This window comes from Wolbachia endosymbiont (group B) of Lycaena phlaeas (assembly GCF_947251875.1).
GTDB lineage: Bacteria > Pseudomonadota > Alphaproteobacteria > Rickettsiales > Anaplasmataceae > Wolbachia.
Genome location: NZ_OX366392.1, coordinates 617396 through 633420, shown reverse-complemented (window position 1 = coordinate 633420; position 16025 = coordinate 617396). Strand labels below are relative to the sequence as shown.

Genomic DNA, 16025 nt, shown 5'->3' with positions numbered 1-16025 from the left:
TATTATGGATCAATAATTTTTTTTAGCTATAGTACAAAAACAAATAGTTTGAGGTAGAATTATGGAATATGAACGGTTGTTAAAAATATTAAGGACAATAAGTGACTTAAATGAGAACAATATAATCGAAAGGGTAAAAGAGGAATTGGAAAAAGAAGATCCAGACACGTATAAAAAGTGGCAAGATAATGGATTTAACATAAATTATACATTCGATGATCAAAGTACATTGTTACATATAGCTGCTAGAAATGATCTTGTAAAGATAGCAGAGCTTTTAATAAAAAAAGGGGGTAATGTTAATACAGCAGATCAAGATGGATGGAATACTTTACACTTTGCTGCTGCAAGTAGCAGTATAGGAGTGGTAGAGATTCTCATAGCAAACGGGGTTAATGTTAATGTAGCAGATCAAAATGGGTTTACTCCTTTGCATTGTGCTGCTCACAATGAAAATAAAGAGATAGTAGAACTCATATTAGACAAGGGGGCTAATGTTGATGCAGTAAATCAAAATGGGTGTACTCCTTTGCATTGTGCTACTATCAATGGACATGAAGAAATAGTAGAACTCCTATTAGAGAAAAGGGCTAATGTTGACGTAGCGGATGAATACGGGCGTACTCCGTTATGCTGGGCTATTAGAAATGGCTATTCAGAAATAGCAAGAATTCTACTTGAAAACAAAGCAGATCCTTTATTGGGACATAAAAGTTTTAACACATTAAAGCTTTTGATTGAATTAATAAAAAATGATTTTAAGCACTCTAAGAAAGCAGAAGAAACACAGCAACAAGAAGATGATGAATATGAATTGATTAAATACTCGTTGCTACTTCGCAATGACTGCTCCTTAACGGATGTTGTCGAAAGAAGTGCATTTGGCAAGCTGATATCTACGTGGCTTGTTGACATGTCCAACTTAACAGAGAGTCAGAAGGAATTGAATAAAAAATTCTTAAGTACTTTTAAAGACTTTTCACATGTTACTTATAAGGATTATAAGAACGATGTTGAAAAAATTAAAAAATTTTTACTAGATCATAAAAGTAATCAAGATCTAAAAACCATTCTCAACCTTAAAAGAGGAGAATCTAAACTGACAATACTGCATATTCTATCAAGTATGGAATGTAGCAATTCAGAAGAATGCATAGATTTACTGTTGAATTCAGGTGCTGATCCTAATGAAAAGGACGACACAGGAAGGACGCCTTTGCATTATGCTACTCGTTCTGGTCATTGTGATACAATTATCAAATTGCTTCTAAGGAAAGGAGCTAATCTTGATATAAAGGATAAAAAAGGTAAAACCCCAATAGAATTTGCAGTTAATAACCCCCACCTTAATATTAAAGAGTGCTTTTTAACTGATGATGTTATTTATGGAACTTTTCGTAAAAAAACACAAGCTGACTATAATGGAAAAAAGTATTTGCGCAAAAGTGTAAATCTATGGGGGAATGATTTTCTACTAGATGAGCAAGATCCAGATAAATATTTTTGTAAATTAGATGAAGTTCAAGACATAAATCAGCTAGAACAGGTTGTAAATGAAGCTATAAAATCTAGGGTAAGGTTCAATCTTACTTGTGAGGGAAATATATATGAAAATACTTATGAGAATAAGTATAATTTTACAGATTATGTAATAAGAAGAATTAGTGAATTAAAGATTTTTCAAGTTGAAAGGGACATAGAAGTTGCTAGTCGCATAGTATGTAATTTGGTAAAAAGAGGTGCAGTACTTGAAACTCTAAGTAGTATAATTGTAATTGATAAACTAGAGAAGTTTAAAGACCACAAAGCTAATCTGAAAGAAGCACGTAAAAGCTATATACATTATTCTCTAAGGTTTTTGGAAGCTGCAAAAAACGCAACTACTGGTAAGGTAAAAGAGGCAAAAATGGACAACTTCACTTTCTGCTTGAAATACTCAAAGAATAGTATAGTCGAGGTTGCAAAAATCATAAATGGAACAGATGAAAGCACAGAATTTCGAAGAGACGTGATAGCAATCGGTGAAAGCGAGATAGAAATTTTAACGGAAGGTGGGGTAAGAAATTATACTGACCTTATAGGTAATATAGTACTGACTTTTCATACTGATTTGGGAAAAGTAGATGCTAGATTGTATTCTGATGTGCAAGATGAAGGAAAAATTATAGTAGAAGTGAGTAACAAGGAGGAAATATTGGAAAAGTTTAAAAATTATAAAGAAGAGTTAGGTGAGAACTGCTTGCTTGGTGGTTCTTCTGTCTACGACGCTATTAAGCAGGGATATTTTAAAAGGCCTGAGGAAGTAGATTCCATATATCATGTAAGTTCTTCATTAGAAAATATATCTTTATTTCCTATTGTACAACAGAACACAGAGAAAATTCGCTAGCGAGGTTAGTGTTGCTTAGCTTAAGTTTAAATTGCCAAAAAATGCAAACTTTATGATACTGAAGGAACTACTTTTTTGGTAGAAGGCAAAGCAGCAAGGAGCGAGCCAAAAGCGATAAGAAAGGATCCTAGCCAGATTATAGACATTCCAGGTTTATAGTGCACTTTAGCTGCGATTTTGCTCTTACTCTTATCAATCTCTCCAATTACAACATAAATATCAGAAAATAAATTGTGGTAGATACTGCTTTCAACATTTTTCTGACCTTCCGCAAGGTAAAATCTATATTCAGGAGTTACTTCACCTAATATCTTATTATTCAGCAAATTCCTGATATCCATTGTACCCCTCACTGCATGGAAATTTTTTTCTTTTATTAGCTCAATATTTCGTAAAGTAACTTTAAATTTATTGACTGTTATGCTGTCTCCTATTCCCAAGTAGTTTTCTTTTTTCTCCTGCCAACCAACGGAATAAGATATACCAAGCACTAGAATTGCCACTCCAGCATGAGCAAGCATCATTCCATAGTAGGACTTAGAAACTCTTCTTGCTAATAAAATTGATTCACCAAATGCTACCTTAAATAAACAAATTCTTTTACTATATGCTTCTAAAACAAAGATTAATAATGCTATGGAGATGGTAATTGATAGCACAATCATTAGCTCCATGTGAAAGATAAACGGCAAAATAGCTGCAGCACTACAAAATGAAAATCTATATTCACGGAATATTGGCAATAGACTATTTCCCTGCCAACTGCAGTATTGCCCTATCATGGTGAGTACTAGAATAGCTAGTGCAATAGAGTTAAATAAAGAATTGTAATATGGTGCTCCAACTGAAATTAATTCACCGGTTAAATACTCAAGCACTGTAGGGTATAAAGTGCCAACGAACACGATGAAAAAGGCAGTGATGAATAATAAATTGTTCATCAGCATCATCGTAAGGCGTGAAAAGAATCTTCTACCTTCTGTCACTTGAGTAGCAGATTTCTTTTCAGATTCCAATATCGAATACTGGAAAGATGTGTGATTCTTTCTCGTAAACACTACAAATATTACTAAGCTACTGACTGTAATTACACCAAGTAGAGCTAATATATACAGTCCATATCTTGGGTCATCTGCAAACGTGTGCACTGAGGTAAGTATTCCTGAGCGGACTAGAAATGTTCCAGTCACACTCAATATAAAAGTTGTAAGCGTAAGTAAAATAGCGAAATTCCTTAAAGTATTGAAATTTCGTACAACGAGCAACAAATGTGTCAGCGCCACTGCAATTAGCCAAGGCATCAAAGAAACGTTTTCCACTGGATCCCAGAACCAAAATCCACCCCAACCGAGTTCACGATATGCCCACCAGCTACCCAAGCTGATGCCCAAAGTGAGCAGCGACCAAGAAATAAGTACCCAAGGCCTGACAATTTTAGCCCAAACATTTCCTTCAGTATTTAAAATTAATCCAGCTATAGAGAGCGAAAAAGGAATGCTAAATCCAAGGTACCCCAAATATAATACCGGTGGATGAATAGCAAGGCCTATATCCTGCAATATCGGATTAAAACCCAGTCCATCTGTTTCAATGCCTGGCATTTTAGTGAAGGGGCTGGATTCAAGTAAAGTGAACAGTAAAAAACAAAAGCAAATCAAGCCTTGGGTGATAAGAGATATTTTTTTTAATTTACTACCATTAGTTCGTTCTGGTGTCATTCCAGTGCTTGACACTGGAATCCAGTTTTTATTACACTGCCATTTGATGTACTCATTTGCAATTAAATTGTCTGGATCCAAGTAGTCAAGCACTGGGATGACAGAAGGTATATAAATATCCATTAGTAATAAATACATGACAAGCACTAAGGTCCAAAGCAACATAGACCCTTCTTTATTTCCCCAAACACCACAAATCTTATAGATTAAAGGTTTTGTTGTGTGTGAGTGGTAATATACGTTTTCAAGTGAGAAATCATTTTTAATGTGGCAGTAGATCAAAATAGCCATTGATGCTGACACACAAAAAAATATGGCAGAGGAGACGAATCGGTAAGAACTAAACGGTAGAAACAAATACGTTAAAGATAACAAACAGGCTACCAATAACAATATATTCCCAAATTCAGGCATAAGATTCATATAATGATATTACTAATAATAAATTGGGAGTTAAAGTTTTAATATAGGAACAAAGTTAATCTTCAATTATATTAATAGTAAGTAAAAATTAAGCATTAAGCTTTTATACTTTATATTATATAACATTAATATTGTGAGGTAATATTATGGGCACAACTAAGATTAGTGAATTTCTATTCAATATAAAAGGTAAAGTGGCAAAACAACATGCTGAACCAATAATTGAAAAAAATCTCTATACTATTTTAGGATTCAAAGATGTAGAAGATTTAGAACATAAGACAAGTAAGTCCGTTAACAAAAAAATTTGGCAGCTATTTATTGATTGCTTTACAAAGGAAATAGATTATGTAGCAACTAAGCAAGTTGTAAAAAACGTTGTTTGTAATATTGCCAAAAGTGCCCAAGGCAATGCTTTTACTGAAGCTGAAAGCTTAATCTTAAACGAAAAACAAGATAATAAAAAGAGAGAAAGAGCGATTAAAAAAGCTACTAGTATTTTAAAAAAAATCAATCCAGAAAAAGCCTTCAATGAACTTTCAGTAATAAAAAAACAAGCCGAAGATTTTTTACAAACCGATTTTTATAAGGCGCAGAGCAAACCACTGCCAGGATTTGCTACATCTGGTGCACAGCTTTTTGCGGAAACTTTGAAATATATAGAAACACTAGAAAAATTATCAGAAGTTAAAAAGGAAGATTTAACTAAGAGTTTCCTATTAAATTATATTAGTTCACTGAACAAAAAGTATCCTAAATCACAAGGTAAAAGGGAAGATGCTATACGAATACTATCAAGCGATGAGTTGAAGAATTTTTATAATAAAGGTGTAGAGGAAGGAATACTACAACCGCTGGTATCATATAAAGAATGCAGAAATCTGTATGATAAAATGAGCCAAACAAAGGATGAATGTATAATCAAAAAAGAAGAACATGAGAAAGCAAGTAAGTCAATAACCAGTATAATTAGTGACATAAAAAAATGTAGAGAAGCAGTCCTTAGTTGCAAAAATTTTCAGAGCTCCTACATAAAGGAAAAAGCAGAACACCCATTTAGAGGCACCTCATGTCAAAAAATGATTGATATATATCAAGAGAGAATTGCTGGATATCAGGAAAAAATTCGTCAAAACCTAAACCAAATAAGAGCAATATTAAAAGATACGCCGCAAGATGTGGAAAAATTTAAGGAAATAATCAATTGTGTGCATGAAGCAGAGCAGTATGATGAAATTTTTGATTCGGCTTTAATTTGTTTATCGAACATACAGAATAAGCTAGATATTCAACCAGAAAATCCCCTAACAGAACTCAGAGCTTCACAAATCAACGTTGAAATTGAGCTAACTAGGCTCTGTGAACAAAATATTAGAGTAAGCATGTGAGTGCTTCAACAAAATTCAAAAAACCAATAAAGACCTCATAAGTCTTATCAAAATAGGAGATTTCTAATAGTGGCAAATACCATGTATTTCTTTCAATTTGCCACTACCTAAATCACACATTGTCTTCCAGAAGGAAAATTTTTGTTCCACTGGCAACCACCTCATGTATAGCTTTACTTTCATAATAAGAAAAATGGCAAAAGCAATTTTAGATCTACTCTAATAAAAGCCTATTTTCCTTGAAACTAAAATAGCTACTAAATGTGATAATAATATGATCTATTAATTCTATTCCTATGCTTTTGCAAGCTTCTGCAAGCTGTCTAGTGAGAAACATATCGCTACTTGAAGGCTGTATATCTCCACTTGGGTGATTGTGGGATATTACAATCGATGTTGAGCCAATCAAAAGAGCGCGTCTTATGATCTCTCTAACGTAAATAGGAGTTTGATCTACTGTACCAAAGTTCTGCAGATCTTCCGCTATTAGACGATATCTTTTATTCATATAGATGACGCGAAAATTTTCTTTATTAAGGCTTCCTATACTTACTTTTAAATAATCAAGCAAATTTTCCCAGTTATTGATTATAGGTAGGTCCTTTATTTCTTCTCGTGCAGAACGAACAAAAGCCTGTTTCACACAAAAGATAGCAGATATGGCTGCATTATTAACTCCTTCAATATTTTGCAGTGCTTCTAAATCGGCATTAAAAACTTTATTTAAACTGCCCAAATTTTCTATCAAACTCTTTGCTACTGGCTTTACATCGATTCTACTATATGCTGAATATAAAATGTGTTCTAAAATCTCATAATCAAGCAATGATTGTCCGTTATCTAAAATAATTCTCTCTCTTAGGCGCTTTCTATGACCTTTTTTGTAATCTTTCATTATTCATGAATTGCTTATCTCTTATAATAAGAAATTGAATTTTTAAGTAAAATATTTAATAAAACACATGAAGCATAATTGTAAATTTTTGAAGACAGCAAATGAAAGTAGCCCCTCTCTTGTCATCCCCTGCTCCCTCCTTCTTGTCATTCAAGTAGCCTCATCCCAGTGTCCCTTCTATATATCATCCCAGTGCTCCTTCTATGTCATCCCAGTGCTTGACACTGGTTTCTTACCAACAAAAACCTAGCATAACTTTTGTGCTCAAAAAATTTCCAGTATCAAGTGCTGGCCTGAAGCTTTAGCTGTAAATGTTAAGAAATTTACCAAGCGAAAAAAAAAGGCAAAAAAATCCCCGTGTAACGAGTTTTGACCCTATAATAATGTAAATTGGCGCTGTAATAATGTGCTAACGCTTAAAATAAGCGCGTTTTGGCTGAATGTAGAAAAAATAAAAAAGACATGCAGCCGCTATAATTTTTATGTAATTTGCCAATAAATATCTGAGTTTTTTACTGAATTTTTGTTGTTGAACCCGCGCGGATCGAAAACAAGGATAAATACTCTTATTGTCATAATAAGGGGGCTGGCGCAGTTTGTCAAGGAAGTTTTATGCGAGAGATCTATTGAAATGCTCGTGCAAAATCATACTATTAATTAGTACACTATAAATTTAAAATTATAAATATGTTAAGCAAATTAGTAACTTTGCTATTAATTTTTATATTTCCTTTTTACTCATACTCATATCAGTTTAGAACCAAAGCAAAGCAAGCAATTGTCTTAGATTTAGCTTCAGACTCGTTCATTTTTGAACACAATTCCAGGGAAAAAATGGCCCCATCTTCAATGAGTAAGTTAATGACTTTATATGTAGCTTTTGACTATCTAAAAGCTGGAATAATAAAAATGGAAGATAAATTTCGAGTAAGTAGAAAAGCATGGGAAAGGAAAGGCTCTTCTATGTTTTTGAAAGAAGGTCAATTTGTTACGGTAAAAGAACTACTTGAAGGAATTACAATTGCCTCAGGTAATGATGCATGCATAGCGCTAGCCGAGGGTATCGCAGGATCAGAAGAGAATTTTGTTGCTGAAATGAATGAAGTTGCACAAGATTTAAATCTTAATGATAGTCATTTTGTTAACTCAAGCGGGTGGCCAGATGAAAACCATTTTATGAGCGCAAAAGACTTGGTAACACTGGCAAAAAGGATTTTTACTGATTTTCCTGAATACTATGATCTATTCTCTGAACAATATTTGACATATAACGATATTGTACAAAAAAATAAAAATCTTTTACTTTTCCATGATATTGGAGTTGATGGTCTAAAGACAGGTCATACAAGTGCTGGTGGTTATGGAATTATAGTATCTGCAAAACGGAACGATAGGAGAATTTTTGCTGTTGTGAATGGTTTGGACACCGAGAAAGAGCGAATAGAGGAAGCAAAAAGACTAATACAATATTCCTTAAATCATTTTAATACCAAGAAAATATTTGCTAAGGATAGCGTAGTTGAAGAAATAAATATTGTTTATGGAAAAGATAAAAAGGTGCCCGTTACAGTTGCAAACGATGTTACCATAACTTATAACCGCAGATTACATGATAAAATTAAAGTGCGTATTGAGTATAAAGATATGGTACCCGCACCAATTAAAAAAGGTCAAGAAGTGGGCAAAATTTTTGTAGAAATACCTGGTACTGAGCAACAAACTATACCTGTTTATACAGCAAATGATGTGCAGAAATTGAGCTATATAAAAAAAATTTTTAGAAAGTTGTTTTAATCAGCAAATGTAAGTTAAGGAGACCTGAAATACTAATCTACTTTCAACCTCTCAGCATGTAAACTGCGTGGTAAAGATTCCAACTCTTTTGCAGCAGTGAGTTCTTTATTTTTTGCATGTATACCAAGCTTATTGAATTCTCGGGCAGCAGGAAACACTCTTGCCTCAAGCGAACCAGCAGTTTTATTGTAATGATCAACAGCACTTTTTAAGCTTCTGCGTAAATTATCAAAATTTTCGCCCATTGTGCAGATTCGCTCATATAAAATATGGCCTAGTTCACTTATTTTCTTTGCATTTTCAGCTATCATCTCTTGCTTCCATCCATAGGCTACTGCCCTAAGTAGCGCGATTAAAGTGATTGGTGTTGCAATAATTACTTTTTTTTCTATTCCAATTTCTATCAAAGCTGGTTCACATTCTAGTGCTGCACTGAAAACCCCTTCTCCTGTTAAAAAAAGTACCACAAGCTCTGGCGTATTTTCAAATTGGTTCCAATATTCCTTTCTGCCTAGATCATTTATATGTTTTTTTATTGCCAGAGAATGATTCTTCAATTTTTCCTTTTGTATCTGTAAATCATTTTGCGACATAGCATCCATGTAAGAATCAAGTGGTACTTTAGCATCTATTATTATTTGCTTTCCTGATGGCATTTTTATTATCAAATCAGGACGCAACAAATTGTCCTCATTTTTATCAATTACTGAAGCTTGAGTCAAAAAATCGCAATATTCAATCATTCCCGCCATTTCTACTACTCTTTTTAGCTGCATTTCACCCCATTTTCCCCTAATGTGAGGCTTCCTCAGGGCGTTAGCAAGGCTAGAAGTTTGACTCATTAATGCTCCAATTTGCTCCCTTAAACCTTCATAGGCCCCTACCCTCTCCTTCTCTAGGTCACGTATTTCACTATCGAATTTTTCTAACTTTTCTTTTATTGGAGTGACAACTTCGTTGATCGTTGCTTGCCTTTTTTTGAAATCACTTTCTGTTTCTTTTAGCTTACTATCGATTACTTCCTTCGCTAAATTCAGAAAATTATTGTTGTTTACCTGCAAAGCATCAAGAGAGAGAGCTTTAAAAGTGTTTGTAAGCCTCTCCTCTGCTTTTGTCAGTAATTCTATTTCCTTTTTCTTTTCCTCACGCTCTTTTTGTAGAATTACTTCAAGCTCTGCTTTTTTGACTTTCAACCCAACTATCTCTTCATCCTTATTCAGTAAAGTTCGCTTTGCCTCTTGAAGCTCACGCTCTAATTTAAGTTCAAGATTTGCTTTCTCCTCACTTAGCTTTCTATTCTTTTTTACGACGAAAAAGAGAAATAACAGTAAAAAAAGAAAATTTAACCCGAGAACTATAGAATTGAGAAGCATCAGAATACAGAAAAAACCGCACTCACAATACTATCTAATTTTTCTATATATAAAAAAGAAAAAAGAGAATCAAATGAGGTACTCTTTTGTGAAGGATTTGGTTTACTAATTAATAATCGCCTACACTTGGATTAGTGACATAATGTCTTTTTATTAAAAATCTTATATAATAGTTATTTTTATCATATCAAATAGCACATATATTAACAACTCGATTTTACTCTCATTGCTTACTATTTACCACATTACAACACTTACAAACCGGTTATTTCATTAAAAACTTAGCTTCAGCCCAGCCAAAAGCACATACCCGGAGTTATTACTTTCGATTTCAGGTTCTTTGGTACTAAATTTTACAATATCGAAGTAGTATGAAGTGCCAAGAGCTAATGGATATTCAAGACTGAAAGCCTGTGATGTTAATTCGTTTGTACCTTTGCCTACAATATCCCTGCTACTACTAAAATATGTTAAGCTCACTTTACGAGAATCAGAATGATAAGCAACACCTGCATTTATATAATTCATATTACTTGTTTCAGGACTACGTTTCTCACCAGATTTACCGCCATTACCGTACGAAAAAATGCAATCAAGTTCAAAAAGTTTTAGCTTCAAGCCAAAATTCCAGTGTAGCAATTGATTACGGCATTTATAATTTTCAGAAGTACCATCCGAGCAATCAGTTAAATTTTCTCTTGCAAACTCACCAGTAAAAGCAGTAGTAAAATTTATTTCATCTGATAAGCCATTTTTATAGGAAAGACCAGCGGCTATTAGATTGTTATATTGCAAATTATTTTTTCCTGGAACATAACTGAGTCCAAGTTGAAAGTTATAGATTTCAGGAGAAATATAGTTTATCGTTGGTTGTTTTAACTTCAGCTCTAGTCCATTATAGTCGCTGTAAATATTGGGTTTTACCCAAAATACCTCATCTTTATCATACCCAGGATCATTATCTTTTTTTTCATTACCGCGCAAATTTGAGTAATTTGTCCAATGACCATTTATTCCTCCGGCAGCTGTGTAAATTTTTGAAGTGTTAATTAACATACTCTGACTAACTAAACTTCCTTTACCATATTCAATTGATCCAAATTCCTGGTTCTTTATGATAAAATACCACTTCTCCATTTCTAACTTTTCTATGTCTAGTGCCTTTAAGTTTGCAATACCAGAAACTCCTACCTTAACATTAAACCCCAGTTGTGTATTTGGATAAACTTGCTGCAAATAAAGAAAGCGCAGGTCTGAATAGCTTGAGGTCTTGTCTTTTGTAGAGCTAAAAGAATCTTTATTGAAAGCGTAGCCAAATCTTAAATCTACTTTTCCATCTAGTTCTACATAAAACATCTCCTTATCCAGAATTACCCTAGCGTTAGCACTTCCTCCCACAAGTAATGATAAAAATAGTGTGATTAGTAACCTCATAGGTAAGCTTAAATTCTTAATATAAGCTTAACAGAAATAAAAAACAATCCTTATATTGTGTAGAACTTAGATACTACAAACCAATTAATGACAAAAGCGTTTAAGCATTCTTCACACTATGTTTTTGAATTATATTTCCATAAATAATTGATATGCTTGATAGTTTTCGCTTTAATAACTGCTTGTTAATGGAAGAATGTATACGATTAACTATTTTAGATGTGTTATTTGCATCACAGTTCATCAAAATAAAAAGTACCTTATTCTCATCAATACATCCTAAAAAATCATCACTACGGCAATTTTTATAAAAATGTTCTATGATAATTTTTAGTGTATCATTTTCCTTATTACAACTGCTGTTTAAACCTATTATTCCTATAACTGCATTAATTTGATATTCAAAGGCAAAATTCAATATGACATATAACTCCAAAATCGTTGAATCATTGTCTGGTATATCAAACAAGTTGTGTTTTTTATATTTCTTACCCATCAGATATTTATCCCTAAACATTGCTAGCTTATGAAACAGGCTAATGTCACGTATCAATAGCTCATAATTAATCTTGCTATTAGTAAATTGCGTTGTGCGAAAAACTTTTACCTTTGTTTTTATATCTTCTCCTTTAGCGTCGATTAAAGAAAAGCCTATCACTTTTGGCAATATATCGGGCAAATCGCGCCCATCTTCAGTATACTCCAAATAGCTTTTCATATCTTCAGCTGCTCTTGCACTTAAAATATTGATTAACGGCTTATTAAGTAAATTCCCTTCTTCACATTTTAATAAATTCCTTGCTGCTTGATTGAGTCCCAAGATTAACACGTTTTTTTTCTCATTATCCTGAGAAACAGATATCACAGCATCATCTTTCCTTCTTGCCGTTATAAAATCTTCCATGCTTTCATTCTATAAAATGTATTTACCAGTATAATAAAGTTGTATTAAGATTTATTTACCTATTGATATACTTAATCAAGTATAGGCAAGCATAACATAACCAGCTATTTCTAAGTGATGATAAAGGAAGCAAAATTACAAATGTAATTTTGCTTGTTTTCTTTAATACCTTCATCACAACAACTGATTTTGCTGTATTGGATTAGATGGTTGAATATAACCTAAACTACTGTGACACGATTCTTCGTATGACGGTGGTGATGAACACGATTCCTCGTATGAAGGTAGTAGTTCCTCAAGCGGTGCTGAAGGTTGTACTTTTTCATAATTGTCAGAAGGAAAATTGTCTGATTCTTTATTATTAGTTGCCTTATCCATACATTTTACTGGTTGCTCTATATAGTCTTGTATTTCTTTTGTAAAACTATGATTTAGATAACAACTTGTTAAGTAAGCTACACCTGCTACTGTGAGTGCTAATGATGCAAAAACTAAAGGTGAAGCTCCTATACACCTAAAAACCTTTACTTTATACATACTCATATGAGCAGGTGGGTCAATGGTTGTTGCTAAAAAAATAAAAAACCAAGTGAAAAAAATATTAACAAGCAAATTCCACCCAATGAACAAGATCCTAACGCTACTTCTTTTAATGATTTTTCGTTTTTCTTTTTATTATTAAGGCTTCGATACATTTTATTAACGTTAGTATTGCTAATATAATCTTCTAGTTCTTTTAAAATTTGAGTCTTTAACTCTTCAATCTCATTATCTATTAACGAATAGTATTTTTTATACCGCTGCTTCAATTGAACGTCTAATACTGATTTACCACCATTGAGAAGATTTAAAATGTCTTTTTTGCATAACTCAATCTCCTGAGAAATTTTAGAATCGTTTTGTTCTTTTATATCTTGATCCATTTTAGCCTGTAGTTTTTGACCAAAATCTTTAAATACAGTTCTGCAAGAAAGGTATTTTAATATAATAGGTAAAGCCAGCTCATTTCCCTTACTAAGCAAAGATAAAAGATTCAAAGCGAAAGAATTAGGTACTGCTTCTCTTGGTAGAATTAAGTGAAATCTTGGAGAGTAGACCGGCAGAACTTCCCCAGTCAGTCTCTCGCAAAACTGTACGTAAATCTCTCGATTTATACAGCTTCCATTATTCAGCCTTTTGACCTAACCCTAATGTCCAGTGGTAGAAAGTCTTTGGATTCTCTTCTTTTATTTTTCCTAGAAGTTGCCTTGCTAGTCTTTTTCCAAGTTTCGGATATTTCTTTCTTGTCCACTTTTCTAGATGTTGCTCTACATTGTTAAGAGGTTTATACACCTCCGATTGGTAAAACCTGCCATAGTACTGATACTAGCCTCTTACTATTGGATTGTATATTAAATCAAAGTTGCAACGCTATAATGAGCAAGCTGTCAATTGGATTGATAGAAATCGTAGGAATCTCGGTACACTCCTTGCTTAAAAAATGTAGTACGAACGGTAGGGGGACCTAAAAGATCGAATCACAATCCTGTACATCATTTATATTGTTATTTGATTATAATTTATAGGTGCAAAAATGGCTAGAACAGTTTTTATGGGTATTGATGTTTCAAAAGAGACACTTGATATTTCAATCAACAATAAACATCAGCGTATAGAAAATGCAGAAAAAGCTATATCTGAGTTTATAAAGTCAAAAATAGTTAATATATTTGTTGAATTATGTGTAAACAGGCGGTTATGAAAAACTTGTCGTAAAATTGTTACAAGAACATAGTATAGTTGTTCATAGAGCTCACCCAAACCGGGTATATGCGTTTGCGAAAGCTTGTAACCATTTTGCAAAAACAGACAAATTAGATGCAAAATTGCTAGAAAAGTATGCTGAATTTATCACAAAAAACGATGAGGTAGTAGAATGTATAGTTTCACAAAAACAAGAAGAACTAAAAGAACTAAGAGCAATTGAGCGTAATCTAAGCGATGCAAATATGTGTCGTTTACATAATGTGACAGGAAAAGCCAGAAAATATATAGTAAAGCAGATAGAATTTGCCAAAAAACAATTAGAGCAAGTTAGGCAAGACATAGAAGACATAATAGACTCTGACCCTGGTTTGAAGGAAAAAAGCAAACTTCTAACTAGCTATAAAGGTATTGGACGCAAAATTGCGAGTATCCTACTCATAGAAGTACCTGAGCTTGGTAGATTAGATAATAAAGAAATAGCCTGTCTAATTGGAGTTGCACCAAAAACTAATGAAAGCGGAAGAGGTAAGCAAAGCTCAAATCATAGGTGGCAGGTTTTATGCTCGAAAAGCATTATACATGTCTGCTGTGGTCGCAATGCGTCATAACAGGAAAATGAAAGCTCTTTATCAGTGCTTAGTTGCTTCTGGCAAAGCCGCTAAAGTTGCATTAGTTGCTGTCATAAGAAAAATCATTATTTGTTTAAATGCCATGGTAAAAAACAATAGTTTTTATCTTGACGCTTAAGACGGTAGATTCCAGTACTGGAATGACAGGAGCAGAAACTGGAATGACAAGAAATCTAATATTTTCACATTTCCTGAACAATGCTTATTTGTGTGATTCATATAGGTTATTACAATAAAAATGTAAGATCAAATAGAAATTTGTACTTGTGATAGTTTATATACCTTATTACAATTATGGTGGGAAGTATATCAACAATAAAAGCCGCAAGTAAATGGACTCTAAAGTTAAGCTACGCCTGAATTGGGTAAACCTATATAAAAAATTAGGTCATGCAGGAAGAGTATGTCAGCACTATAATATTTCACGCTTTACCTTACGCAAATGGTGTAAACGTTACAAGGAGTTTGGTGAAAAAGGATTAGAAAATCTTAGTAGCAGGCCTAAAACCTCACCTTTACAAAAAACCAATATATCTAGTGATCAACTTATTCTCCACTTAAGAAAAACTAGAAAATTAGGAGCAAGACGTATTCAAACTGAATTGAAACGTTTACATGATCTCTCTTTTTCATTGGCTACTATACACAAAGTTTTCAAAAAATATGATGTAAGTCTTTTACGTATTAAACGTCATTACCGCAAACAAATAAAGCGTTACAACTGTAAAGTACCAGGAGAGCGTATACAGATGGATGTATGCAAAATAGCTTCTGGACTTTATCAGTATACCGCTATAGATGATTGTACACGTTATAAAGTTGTTACATTGTACCCAAGACGTACTGCAGAAAACACTCTAGATTTTCTTGAACAACTAAGAGAAAAAATGCCATTTCATTGTCAAAGAATTCAAACCGATAGAGGACAGGAATTTTTTGCTTATGGGGTGCAAGAATATTTGAAAAAATGGAAAATCAAATTTCGTCCTATCAAGCCATTTTCCCCGCATTTAAACGGTAAAGTGGAAAGAGCTCAGCGTACAGATTTAGATGAATTTTACAGTAGTGTTAACATCAAGGATCCTGACCTACAAATTAAACTCAGAGATTGGGAAAACCATTATAATAGACAACGTCCTCATAGCTCTCTTCAAGGGAAAACTCCATGGGAAAAATATAAAGAGCTAGAAAGTACAATTCCTTGTTTAAGTGAAGTGCAAAAAAATTACATTCCGTCAAAGGAGCCTTTTGTCATGCAAAATTACAAGCATGATCAAAGATTAAAGTCAATTCAAAAACACAACGTTACTTAACTATTTAAAATTCAGACTT

General features: G+C 33.3%; 12 protein-coding genes and 1 pseudogene. 5 read left to right on the top strand and 8 right to left on the bottom strand.

What is annotated here, in order from left to right; genetic code table 11:
* Positions 1-61 precede the first annotated feature (61 nt).
* Positions 62-2389 (top strand): ankyrin repeat domain-containing protein, encoded by a 2328-nt coding sequence (locus tag OPR37_RS02835; RefSeq protein ID WP_265016911.1) that lies wholly within the window; start codon positions 62-64, stop codon positions 2387-2389.
* Between the two features lie 50 nt (positions 2390-2439).
* On the opposite strand, the gene OPR37_RS02830 is transcribed toward OPR37_RS02835, so the two are convergent.
* Positions 2440-4521, bottom strand: a complete 2082-nt coding sequence (locus tag OPR37_RS02830; RefSeq protein ID WP_458694651.1) for a heme lyase CcmF/NrfE family subunit — start codon at positions 4519-4521, stop codon at positions 2440-2442.
* A 155-nt stretch (positions 4522-4676) separates the two neighbouring features.
* Between OPR37_RS02830 and OPR37_RS02825 the strand changes: the two genes are divergently transcribed.
* Complete coding sequence (locus tag OPR37_RS02825) at positions 4677-5918, top strand: hypothetical protein (protein WP_007302893.1); 1242 nt, start codon at positions 4677-4679, stop codon at positions 5916-5918.
* Between the two features lie 214 nt (positions 5919-6132).
* Here the strand turns inward: OPR37_RS02825 and radC are convergent, their stop codons facing one another.
* On the bottom strand, positions 6133-6813 hold the full coding sequence (gene radC / locus OPR37_RS02820) for a RadC family protein (protein WP_019078756.1): 681 nt from the start codon (positions 6811-6813) through the stop codon (positions 6133-6135).
* Between the two features lie 687 nt (positions 6814-7500).
* Here radC and OPR37_RS02815 point away from each other — a divergent pair.
* Positions 7501-8607 carry a D-alanyl-D-alanine carboxypeptidase family protein gene (locus OPR37_RS02815; protein WP_012482049.1) on the top strand — a complete coding sequence of 369 codons (1107 nt, stop codon included), beginning with the start codon at positions 7501-7503 and terminating at the stop codon, positions 8605-8607.
* Positions 8608-8639: 32 nt separating this feature from the next.
* Here the strand turns inward: OPR37_RS02815 and OPR37_RS02810 are convergent, their stop codons facing one another.
* The 6 genes from OPR37_RS02810 to OPR37_RS02785 all read right to left on the bottom strand — a co-directional run bounded on the left by OPR37_RS02810 (position 8640) and on the right by OPR37_RS02785 (position 13650).
* Positions 8640-9980: a DNA recombination protein RmuC gene (locus tag OPR37_RS02810; protein ID WP_007302846.1), complete on the bottom strand. Its 1341-nt coding sequence runs from the start codon at positions 9978-9980 to the stop codon at positions 8640-8642.
* A gap of 273 nt (positions 9981-10253) precedes the next feature.
* Positions 10254-11414, bottom strand: coding sequence for a porin (locus OPR37_RS02805; protein ID WP_007302847.1), 1161 nt, complete (start codon positions 11412-11414; stop codon positions 10254-10256).
* A 100-nt stretch (positions 11415-11514) separates the two neighbouring features.
* The gene (locus OPR37_RS02800; protein WP_264685015.1) at positions 11515-12318 is read right to left on the bottom strand and encodes a hypothetical protein; all 804 of its coding nucleotides are present in this window, start codon (positions 12316-12318) and stop codon (positions 11515-11517) included.
* Between the two features lie 174 nt (positions 12319-12492).
* Positions 12493-12855 (bottom strand): hypothetical protein, encoded by a 363-nt coding sequence (locus OPR37_RS02795; protein WP_265016910.1) that lies wholly within the window; start codon positions 12853-12855, stop codon positions 12493-12495.
* Between the two features lie 32 nt (positions 12856-12887).
* Positions 12888-13355 (bottom strand): hypothetical protein, encoded by a 468-nt coding sequence (locus OPR37_RS02790; RefSeq protein ID WP_264685013.1) that lies wholly within the window; start codon positions 13353-13355, stop codon positions 12888-12890.
* Between the two features lie 127 nt (positions 13356-13482).
* The gene (locus OPR37_RS02785) at positions 13483-13650 is read right to left on the bottom strand and encodes a hypothetical protein (protein WP_264685012.1); all 168 of its coding nucleotides are present in this window, start codon (positions 13648-13650) and stop codon (positions 13483-13485) included.
* Between the two features lie 241 nt (positions 13651-13891).
* On the opposite strand from OPR37_RS02785, the pseudogene OPR37_RS06305 reads away from it, so the two are divergent.
* Positions 13892-14811 (top strand): annotated as a pseudogene (locus OPR37_RS06305) (IS110 family transposase).
* Between the two features lie 214 nt (positions 14812-15025).
* Entirely contained in the window at positions 15026-16006 is a 981-nt protein-coding gene (locus OPR37_RS02765; RefSeq protein WP_019078870.1) for an IS481 family transposase, read from the top strand.
* Positions 16007-16025: the final 19 nt, after the last annotated feature.